Annotated in this window: 15 protein-coding genes, 1 tRNA gene and 1 pseudogene; 15 read left to right on the plus strand and 2 right to left on the minus strand. The window is 51.7% G+C overall.

Annotation, left to right across the window (positions count from 1 at the left end; all coding sequences use genetic code 11):
• The first annotated feature begins 17 nt into the window (after positions 1–17).
• From KGP17_RS17030 to KGP17_RS17070, 9 genes and pseudogenes are all read left to right on the plus strand, one after another.
• The gene (locus KGP17_RS17030) at positions 18–269 is read left to right on the plus strand and encodes a hypothetical protein (protein ID WP_209528948.1); all 252 of its coding nucleotides are present in this window, start codon (positions 18–20) and stop codon (positions 267–269) included.
• Positions 266–895, plus strand: coding sequence for a response regulator transcription factor (locus KGP17_RS17035; protein WP_021805795.1), 630 nt, complete (start codon positions 266–268; stop codon positions 893–895). The genes KGP17_RS17030 and KGP17_RS17035 overlap by 4 nt, the downstream gene beginning before the upstream one ends.
• Before the next feature lie 12 nt (positions 896–907).
• Positions 908–2,440 (plus strand): MASE1 domain-containing protein, encoded by a 1,533-nt coding sequence (locus KGP17_RS17040; protein ID WP_223499677.1) that lies wholly within the window; start codon positions 908–910, stop codon positions 2,438–2,440.
• Positions 2,441–2,528: 88 nt separating this feature from the next.
• Positions 2,529–3,821, plus strand: a complete 1,293-nt coding sequence (gene uhpC / locus KGP17_RS17045; protein ID WP_115158125.1) for an MFS transporter family glucose-6-phosphate receptor UhpC — start codon at positions 2,529–2,531, stop codon at positions 3,819–3,821.
• 144 nt (positions 3,822–3,965) lie between these two features.
• The gene (locus KGP17_RS17050; RefSeq protein WP_021180290.1) at positions 3,966–4,997 is read left to right on the plus strand and encodes an ABC transporter substrate-binding protein; all 1,032 of its coding nucleotides are present in this window, start codon (positions 3,966–3,968) and stop codon (positions 4,995–4,997) included.
• 74 nt (positions 4,998–5,071) lie between these two features.
• Positions 5,072–7,150, plus strand: a complete 2,079-nt coding sequence (locus KGP17_RS17055; RefSeq protein ID WP_223498018.1) for an iron ABC transporter permease — start codon at positions 5,072–5,074, stop codon at positions 7,148–7,150.
• A 25-nt stretch (positions 7,151–7,175) separates the two neighbouring features.
• Entirely contained in the window at positions 7,176–8,234 is a 1,059-nt protein-coding gene (gene fbpC / locus KGP17_RS17060) for a ferric ABC transporter ATP-binding protein (RefSeq protein ID WP_039995816.1), read from the plus strand.
• Positions 8,235–8,518: 284 nt separating this feature from the next.
• Positions 8,519–8,594: transfer RNA gene (locus tag KGP17_RS17065), tRNA-Asn, on the plus strand.
• 107 nt (positions 8,595–8,701) lie between these two features.
• Positions 8,702–8,977: pseudogene (locus KGP17_RS17070) on the plus strand (IS3 family transposase); the annotation flags it as partial.
• Positions 8,978–9,362: 385 nt separating this feature from the next.
• Here the strand turns inward: KGP17_RS17070 and KGP17_RS17075 are convergent.
• Positions 9,363–10,004, minus strand: a complete 642-nt coding sequence (locus tag KGP17_RS17075) for a TetR/AcrR family transcriptional regulator (RefSeq protein ID WP_371822207.1) — start codon at positions 10,002–10,004, stop codon at positions 9,363–9,365.
• 295 nt (positions 10,005–10,299) lie between these two features.
• Between KGP17_RS17075 and KGP17_RS17080 the strand changes: the two genes are divergently transcribed.
• The 6 genes from KGP17_RS17080 (at position 10,300) to KGP17_RS17105 (ending at position 17,546) form a co-directional block, all read left to right on the plus strand.
• A complete protein-coding gene (locus KGP17_RS17080) occupies positions 10,300–11,352 on the plus strand; it encodes an oxygenase (protein WP_071680973.1) in 1,053 nt (350 codons plus the stop codon).
• A gap of 9 nt (positions 11,353–11,361) precedes the next feature.
• The gene (locus tag KGP17_RS17085; RefSeq protein ID WP_223498019.1) at positions 11,362–12,486 is read left to right on the plus strand and encodes an acetyl-CoA carboxylase biotin carboxylase subunit family protein; all 1,125 of its coding nucleotides are present in this window, start codon (positions 11,362–11,364) and stop codon (positions 12,484–12,486) included.
• A 3-nt stretch (positions 12,487–12,489) separates the two neighbouring features.
• Complete coding sequence (locus KGP17_RS17090) at positions 12,490–13,863, plus strand: MFS transporter (protein WP_223498020.1); 1,374 nt, start codon at positions 12,490–12,492, stop codon at positions 13,861–13,863.
• 1 nt (position 13,864) lies between these two features.
• Complete coding sequence (locus tag KGP17_RS17095; RefSeq protein ID WP_223498021.1) at positions 13,865–15,112, plus strand: ATP-grasp domain-containing protein; 1,248 nt, start codon at positions 13,865–13,867, stop codon at positions 15,110–15,112.
• Positions 15,113–15,411: 299 nt separating this feature from the next.
• Positions 15,412–16,581, plus strand: a complete 1,170-nt coding sequence (locus KGP17_RS17100) for a p-hydroxyphenylacetate 3-hydroxylase oxygenase component (protein WP_223498022.1) — start codon at positions 15,412–15,414, stop codon at positions 16,579–16,581.
• A gap of 20 nt (positions 16,582–16,601) precedes the next feature.
• Positions 16,602–17,546: a p-hydroxyphenylacetate 3-hydroxylase reductase component gene (locus KGP17_RS17105; protein WP_223498023.1), complete on the plus strand. Its 945-nt coding sequence runs from the start codon at positions 16,602–16,604 to the stop codon at positions 17,544–17,546.
• Between the two features lie 72 nt (positions 17,547–17,618).
• On the opposite strand, the gene KGP17_RS17110 is transcribed toward KGP17_RS17105, so the two are convergent.
• A complete protein-coding gene (locus KGP17_RS17110) occupies positions 17,619–18,821 on the minus strand; it encodes a Bcr/CflA family multidrug efflux MFS transporter (protein WP_094982866.1) in 1,203 nt (400 codons plus the stop codon).
• Positions 18,822–19,029 lie beyond the last annotated feature (208 nt).

A 19,029-nucleotide genomic window follows, 5' to 3' on the forward strand; every position in this document is an offset into this window, starting at 1 on the left:
CTTTGAATGCTATTTATATGGACAAACCTGCAACCTTCCCGGTTTGCGACGGGGGTCATGCTCCTGAGGGGATAAACGAGGCGAAATGCGTAAAAATAACCGTCAGGAAGGCAATAACAGCGCTGGTGACAGGGATACTCTGGGTCGATGCGGCAGGCCATTTTAATGCCAATCTGTTAACTCCCTTCCATTTTGCAGCGCAACAGTTGCCAGCCAGTGTTTTCCTGCGCATGATGCGGAAAATCTCACACTTTGTTACAGGCTTATGATTAACGTTGCGCTGATAGACGACCACGTAGTGGTTCGTTCCGGGTTTGCCCAGTTACTGTCGTTGGAAGAGGATATCCGTATCGTCGGCCAGTTCGACTCGGCGGCACAGGCATGGCCGCACTTGCTGCGCGATCCGATCGACGTAGCGGTGCTGGATATCGCCATGCCGGATGAAAGCGGCCTCAGCCTGCTCCAGCGTTTACGCCAACAGCGCCCCACCTTTCGCGCCATCATCCTCAGCATCTATGACACCAATGCCTTCGTGCAAAGCGCTATCGATGCCGGGGCCGGTGGTTATCTCACCAAACGCTGCGGCCCCCATGAACTGGTGCAGGCGGTGCGCGCCGTCAGCAGCGGTGGGCTTTACCTGTGCGCGGATGCCTTGCGAGCGCTGCGCCATACTCCGCAACCACCGAAAGAATTGCAGGTACTCACCCCGCGCGAGAAAGAGATCTTCGATCTGCTGGTCAACGGCCTGAGTGTCAAAACCATCGCCCAACAGTTGACCTTAAGCCATAAGACCGTGCAGGTGCACCGCGCCAACATCCTCGGCAAACTGCATTGCGACACCACCGTGGAACTGGTGCATTTCGCGCTGCAACATCAACTGCTTGCCGGGAGTTAGCCGGTGCCGCCAATGGTGCGCCGCCTGGCGCTTTCGCTGTTTCTGGCGCTGTTTTTTGCCCTCAGTTGGCTAGCCCTGTGGACCATTAGCCTGCACCTGAGCCATGACGGCCAGCAGGCCGTGCTGCTGTTTCCTCAAGGGCTGCGGCTAGCGCTGCTGATCCTGTTACCCCGGCGTTACTGGCTCACGCTATTACTGGCGGAAGCCGCTACGCTGCTATGGCTGCATGACCAGCAATTGCTGAGCGATCGCTCGGTGCTACTGCTACCGTTGTTAAGCCTGCTACCGGCCTGGGGCACTCAGCGGCTGTGGTATCGCTATCACCTGTATTGGCAACGGCTATCGCTATTGCTGGCGGCCATCGCGGCCAATGCGCTGCTGTGCGGGTTACTGGCGGGGGTCTGGCTGCCATCCAGTATCAGTCAAACCTTGCTGACCAGCTTTACCGGCGGCGTACTGCTGGTGCCTTTCGTCTATCTGATTTATACCTACCTGCGCCAGCAACTGGTGACGTCGATGCCCGTTCCGCGCCCCTCGACACCACAGCTACGCACCTCTCTTCTGCTGTGGTGTTCACTGTTTCTCACCATGGGGATTTGCGTGCAACTGGCGATCGCCCCGCAGATGGAGCGGCTGCTGCTGATCTTTATCTTTTTGCCCAACGTGTTTATGGCTTATCGCTTTGGCTGGCAAGGGGGCGTCCTGGCGGCGCTGTTTGGTAGCGTGATGATCACCCTCACCCGTCAGGCCGGTGGCGCGTTTCAGGGTCTGCAAGAGTTGGAGCTATTCCTTTCTACCCAGGCGCTGTTGGGGATTGGGCTGGGGATTGCCATCAGCCGTCAGCAGCAATTGGCGCAAAAGCTACAGCGCTATCGCCAACAGTTGGAGCAGGAATTAGCGGCCAAAAGACACCTGATGGAGCGGCTGATAGGTACCGAAGAAGAGGTGCGCAAGGCCATCGCTCGCGAGTTGCATGACGAGATCGGCCAGAATATTACCGCCATTCAGATCCAGGCAATGTTGGTGAACCGCAGCGCCACCGCCCCGGCCACCCGCCTGGCCGCGGAGCAGATCGATTCGCTATCGCAACGCATCCACCACACCACCCGCACCCTGCTACGGCAATTGCGCCCACCGGTGTTGGAAGAGATGGAGCTGGACAAAGCTCTGCATCACCTGGCCGATGAGTTTTCCTTTGCCGAACAGGGGATCAGCTTCCAGCTGGATTACCGCCTGCCAGCCACGCCAGATGATGAAACCCTGGTATTTACCCTCTACCGCGTGGCACAGGAGCTGCTCAATAACATCAGCAAACACGCCTGCGCCAGCCATGTGCATTTAAGCCTGACGCAAACCCACCAGACGATCACTCTGGAAGTCCGTGATGACGGCCAGGGTATGCCGTTGCAACCCACCAGCGGCTTTGGCCTGCGCGGTATCGAAGAGCGAGTGCGCGCATTGGGGGGCGATTGGCGGCTCCATCGGCGTAATGGCACGCGCATAATTGTTAACCTGCCCACAAAACTGAACAAAAACTCCGTCTGACTAGGACTAAGTCTTAGGTGCCTAAAACCTTGTCTCATCCAATCCTGTTTTCAACACCCTACACTGCTCTCACTGTCCGGAGGAACTCATGACATCGGCCACGTTAACCGCGGAACAAATCAGCGCTCGTTACCGCTACTGGCGACCACGCCTGATGTTTTCGATGATCGTCGGCTACGGCGCCTTTTATCTGACACGCAAGAGCGTCAGCTATGCCATGCCGGTGATGCAGCTCGAACTGGGGTTGGACAAAGGGGATATCGGCCTGCTGGGTACGCTGTTTTACCTGGCCTACGGCGGCTCGAAGTTTGTCTCCGGCATTGTCAGCGATCGCAGCCAGGCGCGCTGGTTTATGGGTGTCGGGCTATTTATCACCGGCGTGCTGAACATCGTGTTCGCCTTTTGCCATTCGCTGACGGCGTTGCTGGTGGTCTGGACGTTAAACGGTTTCTTTCAGGGCTGGGGCTGGCCGCCCTGCGCCAAGATGCTCACCAGTTGGTATTCGCGCAACGAGCGAGGCTTCTGGTGGGGCACCTGGAATACTTCGATCAGCCTGGGCGGTGCGGCCGTACCGTTGCTGTCCGGATTTATGGCTTCACACTACGGTTGGCAGGCTGCGCTGTTGCTGCCGGGAGCCATCGGGATGCTGATTGGGCTGTGGCTGTGCTGGCAACTGTGCGGTAAACCGCAGCAGCAAGGATTACCCAGCGTAGGCCACTGGCGGCGCGATCAGCTGGAGCTGTGGCAAGAGCAGCAAAGCCCGGCGATGCCGATGCGGCGGATGTTGTTTGACACCATATTGCGCAATCCGACCATCTGGTTGCTCGGCGTGTCCTACATCCTGGTGTACCTGATACGCATTGCGCTGAACGATTGGGGCAACATCTGGCTAGCGGAGAGCCACGGCGTCAACCTGATGAAGGCCAACGCCACGTTGTCACTGTTTGAACTGGGTGGGCTGTTTGGCGCACTGTTTGCCGGATGGGGATCGGATCTGCTGTTTCGCGGCCTGCGAGCACCGATGATCCTGCTGTTCTCCATCGGACTCTTTGTGACGACGACCGCCCTATGGCTGGCCCCGCTGCACCATTACGGGCTGCTTTCGGCCTGCTTTTTCGGCCTCGGCTTTTTTGTGTTTGGGCCGCAGATGCTGATCGGGCTGGCAGCCACGGAGCACTGCCACAAGGACGCGGCCGGGACCGTGACCGGGTTTCTTGGCCTGTTCGCCTACCTGGGTGCCGCGCTGGCCGGTTGGCCGCTGGCGCAGGTATTGCAGCATTACGGCTGGTATGGCTTTTTTGCCCTGCTGGCGCTGGCAGCCACCTGCGTCGGCCTGCTGTTGATGCCGCTGCTGATGGCCGGGCAGATACGGCAACAATAGACGTAATTTTTATACGGTTAATGGATTAATCCTCGCACCCAATAGCAACACCGGATCAGCTCCCTCTCCCTGTGGGAGAGGGTTGGGGTGAGGGGAAAATGGTTTGCTTTACCCTACAAAGACAACAACAAAAAGGACAACACCATGAAATTGACACCTCTCAACACCCTGCTGGCCACCACGCTGGCGCTGACAGCCCTGGCCGGAACCGTGCAGGCCAAAGGCCGTCTGGTGATCTATTGCAGCGCCACCAACGCCATGTGCGAGGAAGAAGCCAAAGCCTTCGGGGAAAAATACGACGTCAAGACCAGCTTTATCCGCAACGGCTCTGGCAGCACCCTGGCCAAGGTAGACGCGGAGAAGAAAAACCCGCAGGCCGACGTCTGGTACGGCGGCACGCTGGATCCTCAATCGCAAGCCGGCGAAATGGATTTACTGGAGGCTTACGCCTCGCCGAACCTGGAGCAAATCATGCCGCAGTTCCGCGATCCGGCCAAACGTAAAGGCAATTACTCCTCTGCGGTGTATATCGGCATTCTCGGTTTCGGCGTCAACACCGATCGCCTGAAAGAGAAAAACCTGCCTGAACCCAAGTGCTGGAAGGACCTGACCAACCCGATCTACAAAGGGGAAATCCAGATCGCCGATCCACAGAGTTCCGGTACGGCCTACACCGCGCTGGCCACCTTTGCGCAGTTGTGGGGCGAAGAGGCCGCCTTTGATTACCTGAAACAGCTGAACGGCAATATCTCGCAGTACACCAAGTCCGGCATCGCCCCTGCCCGCAACGCCGCGCGCGGTGAAACCACGATCGGCATTGGCTTCCTGCACGACTATTCGCTGGAAAAAGAAAAAGGCGCACCTCTGACGCTGGTTTCCCCATGCGAAGGTTCGGGCTATGAAATCGGCGGTATCAGCATCCTGAAAAACGCCCGCAATATGGAAAACGCCAAGCTGTTCGTGGACTGGGCGCTGTCAAAAGAGGCCCAGGAGCTTTCCTGGAAAAAGGGGCAGTCTTACCAGATCCTGACCAACACCACGGCAGAGACCTCCCCTAACTCGCTGAAGCTGGATCAACTGAAACTGATCGATTACGACATGGATACCTACGGCGCTTCCGACATGCGTAAAAAGCTGATCACCAAATGGGTTAACGACGTGAAGATGGGCCACTGATCCCATCCTGCATCTATCGGGCGTAGTGACTGCTGACTATGCCCGCTTCATTTTCGTTTATTCCGGGGAATATCATGTCTGAAACCATCACCTTGCGCACGACGCAGGGGCGGGATCCCATTTTCTACTGGTTGCTGCTGGCGCTGGCAGGTTTCGCCCTACTGCCTTCCTACAGCCTGGACTACGGGCTGCTGGAGGCGACCAGCGAAGAGCTGCTGGCGGCCTACGGATGGTCACATGCAGGCTTGGCCATGCTGTGGTTTGCCGCCCCGTTGCTGCTGGTTGTACGCCCGCAGATTGCCACTGGCCGCAAGCAACGCAACCGCCATCTGTTTGATGCTGGCTATGCTCTGGCCTGCGGGCTATTGGTATTTATCAGCGCCGCCGCGACCGGTACCGGGATGGGATTCGCTACCTTGCCGCTGCTGGTGGCAATCGGCGCAGTGATCACTCTTGCTCTCTCAAGGCTGGAATGGCTGGGTGGCGATCGCTTTGTACTCGGTTCGCTGGTGGCAGTGATCGCCCTGATCGTGCTGTTTATCATTTATCCCAGCATCGCCATCTTTATCCCGATGTTCACCGATGAGGCCGGTGCCTTCGCCCCGTTGGCGTTTATGCAAACGCTCGGGCAGGCGCATATCCTGCAGGTGATCTGGAACTCCTTCCTGCTCTCCGTCGCCGTCGGGATTGGCTGTACCTTCTTTGGCATGGTGCTGGCGATTTATACCACGCGTATCGCCCGCCGTTCGGCGGTGATTGGCCGTATCTTCTCGATCCTGCCAATCGTCACACCGCCGTTTGTGGTTGGTTTAGGCGTCACCCTGATGATGGGCCGCTCCGGCTACATCACCGAGCTGATGGTGACCTGGTTCGGCCTGACCAACACCAACTGGCTCTACGGCTTTACCGGGATCTGGTTGGCTCAGGTGCTGGCCTTTACGCCCATGTCATTCATGATCCTCGATGGGGCTATCAAGACCATCCATCCGTCGCTGGAAGAGGCGTCCTACACGTTGCGCGCCAACCGCTTCCAGACCTTTACCCAGGTGTTTATGCCGCTGCTGAAACCGGCATTGGCCAACTCGTTCCTGATCGTCATTGTTCAATCGTTGGCGGACTTCAGTAACCCCTTGGTTCTCGGCGGCAACTTCGACGTATTGGCCACGCAGATCTACTTCTACATTACCGGTGCGCAGCTTGATTATCAGGCAGCCAGTACGCTAGGCGTGGTGCTGCTGATGTTCTCGCTGCTGGTGTTCTGCGTGCAATACATGTGGATCGGCAAACGTTCCTACGTGACCATTTCCGGCAAATCCAACCACGGCGATGTTCAGCCGCTGCCGGTGACGCTGGTGTGGGGCGTCTCGCTGATGCTGTATGTCTGGATCGCCTTCAACATCTTGCTGTACGGCAGCATTTTCTACGGCAGCTTCACCGTTAACTGGGGCGTGGACTACACGCTGACGCTGGACAACTTCAGCAAACTGTTCGGCCAAGGCTTCAGCGACGGCGCGTGGCCTTCCCTGCTCGATACCTTGCTGTATGCCGGGATTGCCGCACCGATCACTGCCATCTTCGGCCTGCTGATTGCCTACATCGTGGTACGCCAGCAATTCCAGGGTAAAAAAGTGATCGAGTTCAGCACCATGCTGTGCTTCGCGGTGCCAGGCACCGTGGCCGGTGTTTCCTACATTCTGGCGTTCAACAGCGCGCCGGTTTACCTGACCGGAACGGCAGCCATCGTGATCATTTCGATGGTGATGCGCAACGTGCCGGTGGGGATCCGCGCGGGTATCGCCGGTTTGGGGCAGTTGGACAAGTCGCTGGATGAGGCCTCCCTCAGCCTGCGTGCCGGTTCGCTACGCACCATAGTGTATATCCTGCTGCCCTTGCTGCGCCCGGCGATCCTTTCGGCGTTGGTCTACAGCTTTGTCCGAGCCATGACCACCGTGAGCGCCATTGTTTTCCTGGTGACGCCAGATACGCGCGTCGCAACGTCCTACATCCTTAACCGGGTCGAGGACGGCGAGTATGGCGTAGCCATTGCCTACGGATCGATCCTGATCGTAGTGATGCTGGCGATTATTTTCCTGTTTGATGCCCTGGTTGGCGAAGCGCGGGTCGCGCGTTCCAAAGCCCGGAATGCGGCCTGATACCCGGCGGAGAAGGATGAACAACATGTCTGACATTCAAGATAAGAAACACTTTGTTGAACTGAAGAACGTCGCCAAGCGGTTTGGCAACAATACCGTGATTGAAAACCTGAGCCTGGCGATCCCACGTGGGGATATGGTGACGCTGCTTGGCCCTTCCGGCTGCGGTAAAACTACGGTCCTGCGCCTGGTCGCCGGGCTGGAGAAACCCAGTGGCGGGCAGATCTTTATCGACGGCGAGGACGTGACCGATCGCTCCATTCAGCAGCGGGACATCTGTATGGTGTTCCAGTCCTACGCGCTGTTCCCTCATATGTCGCTGGGGGATAACATCGGCTATGGCCTGAAAATGCTCGGAAGGCCCAAGGCAGAGATCCGCGATCGGGTACGTGAAGCCCTGATGCTGGTCGATCTGGAGGGTTTTGAAGAGCGCTATGTTGATCAGATCTCCGGCGGCCAGCAGCAACGCGTCGCCCTGGCACGTGCGCTGATCCTCAAACCCAAGGTGCTGCTGTTCGATGAACCGCTGAGTAACCTGGATGCCAACCTGCGCCGCAGCATGCGTGAAAAAATCCGCGAATTGCAGCAGCAGTTCAACATCACCTCACTCTATGTCACCCACGATCAGAGCGAAGCCTTTGCGGTTTCCGACACCGTGCTGGTGATGAACAAAGGGGAAATCATGCAGATTGGCGCACCGCAAACGCTGTACCGCTACCCGGCCTCGCGCTTTATGGCCGGATTTATGGGGGATGCCAACATCTTCCCGGCCAAGGTGACCAGCAGCGGCGTAGAGATCTTTGGCTACGCGGTGCCACGCCCACAAGGCTTTGCTGCTGGTTTGCAGCAATGTACCGTGGGCGTGCGCCCAGAAGCGATTACCCTCAGCCAACATGGGGAACCAAGTCAGCGTTGCACCATCAGCAAGGTGGCCTATATGGGGCCGCAGTATGAAGTGCTGGTGAACTGGCACGATCAGTCGCTGCTGCTGCAGGTAAACGCTACGCAGTTGCAGCCCGAACCGGGCGACAGCTATTTCCTGCAAATCCATCCGTTCGGCATGTTTGTCCTCGCCGACGAGTAAGCCTTAATTTACTCCCCGCTCGTGGTTCCGGGCGGGGATTTTTCGATGTCCATTCCCTACTCCCGTCTCGATATCACCGCATTTACGGCACTGATGTGATCTCGCTCTGTTTCTCGCCGCCGTCGGGCATTATCACTATCGGTTGAACTTAACGCGGGCATCTATGGGGTAAATCTGCCAAAAGCTCAACGGGTTGCGCATTCTGTAAGCAAACAAACGCAGAATGCGTAATCCCCTTTGACTTCCCCCCTGCACCCCGTTATGATTCCGCCCGTTCACACGATTCCTCTGTAGTTCAGTCGGTAGAACGGCGGACTGTTAATCCGTATGTCACTGGTTCGAGTCCAGTCAGAGGAGCCATATTTAGAGAAGCCCGCTTAAGGAAACTTAAGCGGGCATTTTGCTTTTCAGTGACCCGTCCTGAATAGCGTTGACACGTTTTCGACTTAAATCCGGAGAACGTGATAATGGCCGAGTTTAAACGTACACAACGTGACTATCCTTTGTCTTTTAAAATTGCTGTTGTTGAGCAGGTTGATAAAGGCGAAATGACCTACAAACAGGCTCAACTGCGCTATGGTATTCGGGGACGTTCGACCGTTCTGACCTGGTTGCGCAAGCATGGCCATCTTAACTGGGCCCCAGATCTTCCCCATCTCTCCAGCCGGGAGTTGCCCATGAGCCAACCGCCTGCCCCTTTAACTCCTGAACAAAGGATCAGGGAACTTGAAGAACAGCTTGAGCTGGTCACCCAGATCGCACTGTGATTAAAAAATACGCTATCATCTTGTCTAGACAGTGAAAATACACAAAATAAAACCGTTCTGACGGGCCCGACCGGGTAATAGCTTTGTTCTGTTTATGGAATTCGAGCTTACTATTCCCGGCCCCTATCCCCCAGTCGTATTTATCGACCGAGAAAAACCATTTGTCATTGCATTCAAGTAAAACTCAGATGATTGTAGCCGCCTTCAATAACGGTCAACTCTTCTGCACTAAAAGTCTGCCGTTTTCGCTCACCCCGGTAATACCAACAGCAATGCACCAGTCCCTTATCAGACGTAGTTCCACTGACGACCATGATTGCAGGTCGTTTACGTAAGCGTACAAGCATCCCAGGCATAAACATTAACCGCCCCCTGCTAAAGCAGAGCTATTAGTCTGTCCCATCTTTAATACACTCATCATAATGAATTCGTTTGCCTGTTTGAGGGCAGAAAAGTCAGGTTTGACCTTGCCATAAACACGCATTCCTTCAAGCATTATGAAGAGGCTTTCAGCCATAATCTCGGCCTTGACATCCAGCCTGAATATGCCTTTTTCTTGGCCCTGCTTGATTATGATCAACAGGTTTTTCTTAATTCCGCTGAACATATAGCTGACTTTTTCGTAGATATCCTTGTCATCTGGGAGCAACTCACTCGCCGTAGCAATGGTAAAGCAACCCCGGGTACCATCTTCGCCGGTAGACAGTAAAGCACAGTAATTCAGCGTTTCTCTCAGTGCTTTTTCAGGATCCTGCTCACCTGCGCGTTTTTCCATTCTCCGCAAACCATCATCCATATACTGCGTTAACGCAGCCAGAAAAATGGACCTTTTATCCGGGTATAGCTTGTAGATGCTCGCGCTGGCCAAGCCCGATACCTGCATTAAGTCAGCCATTGATGTGGCGTGAAAACCTTTCATCCAAAACACGCTAAGCGCAGCATCAAGAAAATCCTGCGGGTGAAATTCTCGAGGTCTACCAAGATTTTTTTTCATATTTTTCATATTTTCCACTATTTTTTCTTATCGTGATATAAGCCCACCATGAATTGTAGATTAATCAATCCACAAGTCAAGAGGTTAATGATTAATAAAAGAAAGTAATCATATAATTAAAATAACCGCATGTTTTTACTTGAATTTTACAATCATGATTGGAAAGATGTTTAATTTCACAAATCACTCTTATTCAATTTAACAACCAATCTATTCTTTTTTATTCCTTTTTGATACTTCCACAGCATAAAAACCGCATGTAATTCTAGCTGTGATTAATTAATGTTTTCATATGGAGATCGCTATGAATAAGGAAAAAACACTGAAGTTAATCGAACTTAGTCACGAAGAAAAATCAGTAATTCTCGATAAAATAGCAGGGCTAACCTATTCGCCAGAAGGAAGTTCAGAATATATTAAAGCTATCAGAAAACTGATGTGGAGTATTCTGCCTGAACACTTAACTGATGCCCTAGAAGACCTCAAAAAGCCATTTCCAGAATATGCAGGTATTAAAGTTACAAATCTGCCTGTTGATAGCGTTATTACAGGTAGCCCTCACAACAATGAAACAGGTAGACTATTCAAAAGTGGTTCTGTAACAGAGAATATTTTAGTTGGCATGGGCGCTATTTTAGGAGAACCCTACTCCATTGCTCATGAAGGATATGAATTGGTCAATAACCTGACCCCACATAAAGAAAAAGCGTCTGATTATACCGGATTAGGCTCCGCAGTCGAACTTGACTTTCATATTGAAAATGCAGCACAAGTTTATCAGGAGGAAGGTGATACTTCCCCTTTCGTACTCATACTTCTAGGGGTGAGGGAAGATACACAAGCAAAACCATTAACTCGAATCTCTGATGCTCGCAAAGCGCTTAAGCAGCTTTCTGCAGATGATATTGCTGTATTACGAGAAAGATCTTTCATTATCAAAGTCCCTCATCGCTGGAGATCGGCCACGGTTACTCCCAGAGATAATACAGAGTTAGTCCCTGTCGTTTCTGGACCGATAAATGCGCCTAGGATAACCGTGGCATTTTACCCAGATATGGTTATACCCGTTAATAGCAGGGCTCAAGAAGCATTAGAGAAATTACATATCACTATCCGGAGTGTGGCTGAAGGCATTCATATTACTCCTGGTACAATGGTGATAATCAACAACAATTTCATGCTGCATTCTCGCGATCAATTCACAGCCAATTATGATGAAAATGGCCGAGCCTATCGCTGGGTTCAGCGTATTTTCGTCACTAAAAATTTATGGCCTTTCCGCAATTTTAGTTGCCAAGGCGAAAGGATTTACAACGCTAAATTGCTCACCGCAGATCAAAAATGTACTGATGAATAAGAGGCTGAAATGCAACTCGTCATTATAGGTGCTAGAAATACTGGCACCAGCTTATATCTTGTGTCGCTGGCGATTCGCTATGGTTATAGCGTCACCGTGTTAACGGCTGAACATGATAATCTCAATGGCGCTTTTGAAAACGCCGTGCAGGTTATCTCATTGAATATTTCCACTGAGAATGTTATAAATTGGATTAAAAACAACCTGGTAGTATTTACCTCGGCATTACTGATAACAACTGCACACGACTTATATGCAACAGTTGCAGCTCAAGTTGCCGATTGGTTTGGTGTTCCCGGCCCTGATAAAAAAGCAGTAGCTTACTGTGTATCTAAAATTAACCAGAGCGAGACACTTAGCCGCCTAGGTTTTCAGCAAGCTTCTCCAACTCGAGTTTCTCTATCAGAACAGCTACCTGCATCCCTGATCGCGACCTTAAGTTATCCTGTGGTCATTAAACCGGTTGAAGGCTCGGCCAGCCAAGGGATCAGTCTATGCCGGACAACGAAAGAAGCTTTAGTCCACCTTGAACACCTCAGTGCTAAATACAGGGCTCAGCCAGAAATTATCCCTGGTGGCGCAGTACTGATTGAACACTTCGTTGCAGGGCACGAGTATTGTGTTGAACTATTTGATGGAGTTTTTATTGGCACTATGAAAAAAAACAAGCGTGCAGGCTCACGCTTTATTGAACGGGGTTACAGCTCTGATATTGATTTGACAGAGTCTCAGATTGACAGACTCATCCTCATGACAGAGAAAATTACAGCCTCACTGAATCTGATGTGGGGCCCTATACATATAGACTGTATTATTAATGAAGAGCAGATATATATCATTGAAATTAACCCGCGCATTGCCGGAAGCTTTATTACCGCTATCATTCGAGATGCATGGATGTTTGATATCGCGGATGCACTATTAAAACGCTTGAGTGGGAAGCACGTTGAAATTTTTAGACGACGTGAGCCAAAAAAATTTGCTCAAGTAATGTTTTTTCTTGGTTGTGATCCTGAATCATGGCAAGTCCCTGTAGCAAGTCAACTGACGGACTCTAAAATCAAAGTGATATATGCACCGCAGTTCATTCCGGAAAGGGAGCGCCGAGCCTATGTTTATCTTGTGGTGGAGTGAGCAATGAAAGCACATCGACCTTCACTTCTTCAAGCTGCTCTTGTTACTTCACTTGGCTATATCGTGGTTCACCTTGATGTCACTATCGTCAACGTTGCCCTACCGACCTTTGCCAGAATATTCCAAGCTGACATGTCTGGGCTACAGTGGATCCCAGATGCGTATGTCATCGTTTTTGCAGCCCTTCTGCTTGCAGCAGGCGGATTGAGCGATCGATTTGGCAGTCGGAGAATCAACCTCGTTGGAATGGTCATTTTCCTGTTTGCATCGCTAATTTGTGCTTCCGCTACCTCAATTGATATTATGATTGTTGGCCGTATCGGACAAGGGGTAGGTGCAGCCCTTATTCTTCCTTCATCACTCGCATTGCTCTCTGCAGTCAGCGAAGGCGATGCAGTACTCCGTACAAAAGCCATTGGATGGTGGAGTGCTATTGGTGGCATTATTAGTGCCGCAGGGCCTTTTATTGGAGGGCTTATACTAAAATATTCATCTTGGCACGCACTTTTTCTGATAAATATCCCGTTATGTCTTGCTGGTATAATTTTTACTCTTTATATTATCAAGGAACCCCCATATCATCATCGCCAAAAAGTTGATACAAAAGGGATAGTGATTTTTATTATAGCTAGTTTTTCACTAGTGTTTTTACTTATCAATTTTGGAAAAAAACCCGTACATTCCCTTTCTGACCTTTCATTTATAATATTATTTTTCATTTCAGCGACACTGTTAATTCGGCACCTAAGAAATAATGAATATGCTTTTATACCGCCAACTTTACTGCGAACCCCCATTTTCTCAATGGGATTGCTTCTAGGCGCCACCATGAACTTATCATTTTATGGTTCTATCTTTATATTAACCATTTATTTTCAGGTTTATCGCGAATTTTCACCCGTTATGACAGGGTTAGCTCTGCTGACTTTCACTATTATTGCTGTGGCCAATACTGCCAGCGGTTACTTGTCTGAACGCTTTGGCCCCCGCCTAACCATCATGACCGGACTAGTTACTGCCTCTGTGACCTACACTATTCTGGCTTTTCTTACGTATACCGATGCGAGTTATCTTGCTTTTGTATGTTTCCTATTTCTTATGCCGATAGGTGGCGGAATTGCCTTGCCCACGCTTATTTCGGCTTTCATTCATGCAGCACCTGCCGATAAGACGGCAACCGCCTCAGCAGCGATTAACTCCATGCGTCAAATCGGTGGTGCTATTGGCGTAGCGTTGCTTGGGCTTCTTGTCTCCGGCGTACATTTCCCAGTAAATGTCGGAGCTGCCACCGGCTTTCTTATTGCAGCCTTTACCATGCTGATAACAGTACTCCTTACCTATACAATGTTTTATGAGTCTGAAATCAAGAGGGTTTAAGATGAATATCAGTAATATTCTTATTGTCGATGGGGCTTCTACTTCTGCAAGTTATGCTCCTTTATTCCGAGCTTATGGCATTCCTTGCATCCATCTGTTTAGCGATCCTGTTATAGCCAGTCACTTTGGAACAATGATCAATCAGCAAGATTACGTAGCATGTTTGACCCATCAGGGCGACATAACGCAAACCCTTGAGCGTCTATCCAAATGGCAAATCTCAGCTGTATTACATGGTTTGGACTCAGCGTTAGCAGTGGCAGGAGCCATCGCCAACGCGTTGAATCTGACATATGTCAATGAGCCGGAGTTAAATCTAGCTAGGCGGCACAAGTTTGAAATGATAGAAACCGTCAGAAAAGCAGGATTACGAGCCCCAGAACAGATATTATCAGATAACATACAAGTCATCTTAAATTGGGTCGGGAACAGAAATCAGTATCCTGTTATTATAAAGCCTGTTGAAAGCGCAGGAGTAAAAGGTGTCTTTAAATGTAGCTCTATTAAGGAAGTACACCGGTACTTTAATAAGGTAATGAACTCGTCTTCATACTATGAAGAGCCAAATACAACTGTTTTAATTCAAAGCTTCTTAGCTGGGAAGGAATATATTCTTGATAGCGTATCGTTAAATGGAAAACACTACTTAACCAGTATTTGGCTTGTCAAACGTGACAATGGGTCATCGCCGTTTCTTGATAATATGGAAACAGTTGATCACACCTTGCCGAAATACACTGTAATTCGGGAGTATGCAACAACTGTTTTAAATGCTCTTGGCGTCCGTAATGGACCCTCACATCTTGAGGTTATTCTGACTGAAAATGGCCCAGCACTAGTCGAGCTTAACTGTCGCTTACATGGGAGTCTTGACCTCCGTCTGACCACTTATGCATGTGGCCGTAATCATGTCCAGGATGTGGTCACCTCCCTCTTATCCCCTGATTACTTTATGACCTCATGCTCTCATCCCCTTTCATTTTATGGTCAGGCGATGCATGTATTACTTCGTTCTCCTTTGGCCGGCCGTAAATTGCGCAAAGATTATTGGTCGAGATTAGAAACGTTATCTTCTTTTGTCAGTTATAAATCCAATTTACCTTCTGAAGGAATAACTCCCAAGACTAAAGATCTGAAGACAGCGATAGGTACTCTATCTCTTTTTAATCGGGACAGTAAACAACTAGCAACCGATCTCCTTTTAGTACGCCATGAAGAAAATACAGGGGCCATGTATAAACAAGACTAAAAAACAGCCAAATTAGGGAGGTAGTTAAGATAAAAAGGCATGCACTGCCTCTCTTTTTAATTATTCAACTAACACCATTCTAATCGCCCCAAAAAAGAGCAGAAAATTTATGCAATCTCAACCAGCGCATATCAGGTGGCTAACCAAAAGCCTCACACCCAGCCACTCAAACCCGCCTCCAGATCACACCCTCAACATTTAACATGAAAAGTACAATTTTTTACCTGAATGTTACATTCCATTAAAATACCCTTCCCCCATACTCATCCCACGCCCACCCCTACCGAGGGAACCAACTGATGAAAACTAGCAACCCGATGCTGGAAAAATTACTGCCCATTCTGCCACTTATCGCTGCCAACGCCGCACAGGCGGAAAGCGAACGAAAAGTACCGGATGAGAATATCCGTTTGTTAAAAAGCATAGGTATGCACCGGGTATTCCAACCGAAAAAATTCGGTGGCCTGGAAATCTCCCTGCCAGAATTCACCGACTGTGTCGCCGCGCTGGCCGGAGCCTGTGGCGGAACGGCCTGGGCTTTCAGCCTGCTATGCACCCACAGCCATCAGATAGCGATGTTTTCCCCCAAACTGCAACAAGAGATCTGGGGAGATAATCCAGACGCCACCGCCAGCAGCAGTATTGCCCCGTTTGGCCGCATTGAGGAAGCCGAAGGCGGTGTCTATCTGAGCGGTGAAATGGGCTGGAGCAGCGGTTGTGACCATGCCGAATGGGCGATTGTCGGCTTTCGCCGCAAAAACGCCGACGGTGAGTTGATCTACAGCTTTGGCGTGATCCCACGTAGCGATTACGAAATTCGTGATGACTGGTTTGCGGTTGGCATGCGCGGCAGCGGTTCCAAAACGCTGGTGATAAAAAATGCCTTCGTGCCGAACCACCGCATTGAAGCCGCTCAGGATATGATGCACGGGCGCTCTGCAGGTTTCGGCCTCTACCCGGACAGTAATATCTTCTACTCGCCCTATCGCCCCTATTTCGCCTGCGGTTTTGCCGCCATCAGCCTTGGCGTTGCGGAGCGTATGCTGGTCGCCTTTAAAGAAAAAACCCAAAACCGCGTGCGAGCCTATACCGGAGCCAGCGTGGGGACGGCCACCCCGGCGCTGATGCGTCTGGCAGAGTCCACCCATCAGGTTGCTGCCGCCCGCGCCTTTTTGGAAAAAACCTGGCAAGAACATGCCGAACACGGCCGTAAGCACCAATATCCCTCTCATCAGACATTGACGTTCTGGCGTACTAACCAGGCCTACGCGGTCAAAATGTGCATCGAATCGGTTGATCGCTTGTTCAGCGCCGCAGGGGCAACCAGTTGGATGGAAAGCAATGAGATCCAGCGCCTGTTCCGCGACTCGCACATGACCGGGGCACACGCTTATACCGATTACGATGTCTGCGCACAGATATTAGGCCGCGAGTTGATGGGGTTAGAACCCGATCCGACGATGGTGTAACGAGCAGGAGTTCCTATTTAATGACACATCACACAGAACCAGCCCTGGATCCCCGCGCATTTCGCCGTGCGCTGGGTAATTTCGCCACCGGCGTGACGGTAGTGACAGCAGCAACCGCAGATGGCACCCGCGTGGGAGTCACAGCCAACAGCTTTAACTCGGTATCACTGGATCCGCCGTTGGTATTGTGGAGCATTGATAAACGCTCCGGCAGCTACGCGATCTTTGAGCAAGCCAGCCACTTCACCATTAACGTGCTGGCCGCCGATCAGATGGATATTTCCAATCGTTTCGCCCGCCCCAGCGAGGATAAATTTGCCGGGATTGAGGTGGAGGTCGGCGCGGGTGACGTGCCTTTGCTTACCGACTGTGCCGCGCGCTTTCAGTGTGAGAAATATCAGCAGGTTGACGGCGGTGATCATTGGATCCTGATTGGCAAAGTGGTCGCGTTTGACGACCTGGGCCGCGCACCGCTGGTATATCACCAGGGATCCTATTCCATGGTGCTGCCTTACCCGCAGGTAGCGGAGCGCGTTGCACAGAATGCAGTAGGCAGCGCCAGGCAGGAACGCTTGAATAACAACGTCTTCTACTTGCTCACCCAGGCGCTGCGCAGCTATCAAAGCAGCTACCAGCCCAAGCAGCTCTCCACCGGGTTGCGGGCCAGCGAGGCCAGAATGCTGCTGGTGTTGGACAGCGACGCCTGCCTTGATAAGGCCTGCCTGCTGGCAGAAATGGCGATGCCAACCAGAGAGATCGAAGAGGCGCAGGAGGCGTTGTACCGTAAAGGCTTGGTATCCAGCACCGAGAATGGCCATCACTTGACCGAGGCAGGCGAACGCCAGGCCAGCGTGCTGAGAGATATTGCCGCCAAACAGCAAGAACAGGTCCTGTCCGCCTTTTCGGCTGACGAAGTGGGCATTTTGAAGAAGCTGTTGCGCGGTATTATTGCCAATAGTCAGTGATTTAAATCGGTAAACCTCATGCGCATTGTCAGCAACGGCAATGCGCATGAAAACCTCACCACCGCATCCTACCTATTCATGCAGCCGTGAACCTATTCGCGCCACAGATACCCTCTGCCCTACCCAACCTAGCGCCGCACAGACGGCCATCACCAACGTCATGGCAAACGGCGTGTCATCCTGCAACCAGGAAACGGCCAGGCTTGCCAACGCCCCCATACCAAACTGCAACGAGATCGCCAGGGCACTGGCACTCCCAGCCTGTTGGCCACGCTGTTGCAACAATAGCGACAGGCTGTTGGTGCCGATAGCATTCACCAGCGACATAAACAACACCAGCAGAATCACCAGGATGGACAGGCTCTGCTGGTGGAACACCAGTAGCAACAACCCAAACACCACCTGGGCACTGCTTTGTATCATCAACAGGCGCGGCAGGCTGTAGACCTTCAGCATCCGCACGTTCAGCAGCAGTACGGCGATCATGCCAATGACGTTGCAGCCAAACAGCAGCCCGTAATACTCAGCGGGCACCTGAAAGTAGCTGATGTAGACAAAGGGAGAACCGCTGATAAAGGCAAACATGCCCGCGAAGGAAAACGCCAGGGTAGCAATAATGCCCATCGCTTCCCTGTCCCGAGCCAACAGGCAATAGTTATGAAACGCTTTCAGGATGCTGCCTGACTGCCCTGGCGGGGTCTTTAACGTCTCCGGCAGTATCAAGAATACCAATAACCCACTGATACAACCCACCACCGCCAACAGCATGAAGATGGCTTGCCAGTCGAAGATAGTCAGCAAAGCACCGCCTAACAACGGGGCCAGCAGCGGTGCAATCATGGTAACCAGGGTCATCAGCGATAACACTCGGGGCAGCTCATCCGAGGCATAAACATCCCTGGCAATGGCGCGCGCCATCACTACAGCGGCCCCGCTACCAAATGCCTGTAACGCCCGCAGTACCACCAGTTGCTCAACCTGCGTGACCTGCGTACAGAGCACGCTGGCAATCACAAACAGCAGCATGCCGCTCAGCAACAGCTTTCGCCTGCCTAGCCGATCGCTAAGTGGCCCGTACAGCAACATGCCGATGCAAAAACCGGCAAAGAATGCCCCCAATGAATGCTGCATCTGCCCCTGTGTGGCATGCAGTTGTTGCCCCATCGCAGGTAACGCAGGTAAATACATATCAATCGACAGTGGGCCAAAAGCCACCAGCGATCCCAGTAGCGGGATCAACCAACGTGGCGGCCGGTTAGTAAAGGCAGGTGGCATAGCGGCTCCTTTATCATCAATAACGCTTCAGCGGTTGTGGGCGTGAGTCTTGGTGATTATTCGTTAATATATTAACAATCATCTTAAAAAATAGACACATTTAAGACAACATTTGTCTCTTTCCTGACGAGAATGGATTTTATTAATACATTAAAGAAAACAGGACTGGCGTTGAAATGCAGAGGGCTGAGAATGCTGGGAGGATGTA

The sequence above is a fragment of the Serratia sp. JSRIV001 genome (assembly GCF_019968745.1).
In the GTDB taxonomy this organism is placed as follows: Bacteria; Pseudomonadota; Gammaproteobacteria; order Enterobacterales; family Enterobacteriaceae; genus Chania; species Chania fonticola_B.

What these genes read in the sequence shown, in the direction of transcription:
- KGP17_RS17030 (WP_209528948.1), top strand. Translation starts at nt 18, where the DNA reads ATGGACAAACCTGCAACCTTCCCGGTTTGCGACGGGGGTCATGCTCCT.
- KGP17_RS17035 (WP_021805795.1), top strand. Translation starts at nt 266, where the DNA reads ATGATTAACGTTGCGCTGATAGACGACCACGTAGTGGTTCGTTCCGGG.
- KGP17_RS17040 (WP_223499677.1), top strand. Translation starts at nt 908, where the DNA reads ATGGTGCGCCGCCTGGCGCTTTCGCTGTTTCTGGCGCTGTTTTTTGCC.
- uhpC (WP_115158125.1), top strand. Translation starts at nt 2,529, where the DNA reads ATGACATCGGCCACGTTAACCGCGGAACAAATCAGCGCTCGTTACCGC.
- KGP17_RS17050 (WP_021180290.1), top strand. Translation starts at nt 3,966, where the DNA reads ATGAAATTGACACCTCTCAACACCCTGCTGGCCACCACGCTGGCGCTG.
- KGP17_RS17055 (WP_223498018.1), top strand. Translation starts at nt 5,072, where the DNA reads ATGTCTGAAACCATCACCTTGCGCACGACGCAGGGGCGGGATCCCATT.
- fbpC (WP_039995816.1), top strand. Translation starts at nt 7,176, where the DNA reads ATGTCTGACATTCAAGATAAGAAACACTTTGTTGAACTGAAGAACGTC.
- KGP17_RS17075 (WP_371822207.1), bottom strand. Translation starts at nt 10,004, where the DNA reads ATGAAAAATATGAAAAAAAATCTTGGTAGACCTCGAGAATTTCACCCG.
- KGP17_RS17080 (WP_071680973.1), top strand. Translation starts at nt 10,300, where the DNA reads ATGAATAAGGAAAAAACACTGAAGTTAATCGAACTTAGTCACGAAGAA.
- KGP17_RS17085 (WP_223498019.1), top strand. Translation starts at nt 11,362, where the DNA reads ATGCAACTCGTCATTATAGGTGCTAGAAATACTGGCACCAGCTTATAT.
- KGP17_RS17090 (WP_223498020.1), top strand. Translation starts at nt 12,490, where the DNA reads ATGAAAGCACATCGACCTTCACTTCTTCAAGCTGCTCTTGTTACTTCA.
- KGP17_RS17095 (WP_223498021.1), top strand. Translation starts at nt 13,865, where the DNA reads ATGAATATCAGTAATATTCTTATTGTCGATGGGGCTTCTACTTCTGCA.
- KGP17_RS17100 (WP_223498022.1), top strand. Translation starts at nt 15,412, where the DNA reads ATGAAAACTAGCAACCCGATGCTGGAAAAATTACTGCCCATTCTGCCA.
- KGP17_RS17105 (WP_223498023.1), top strand. Translation starts at nt 16,602, where the DNA reads ATGACACATCACACAGAACCAGCCCTGGATCCCCGCGCATTTCGCCGT.
- KGP17_RS17110 (WP_094982866.1), bottom strand. Translation starts at nt 18,821, where the DNA reads ATGCCACCTGCCTTTACTAACCGGCCGCCACGTTGGTTGATCCCGCTA.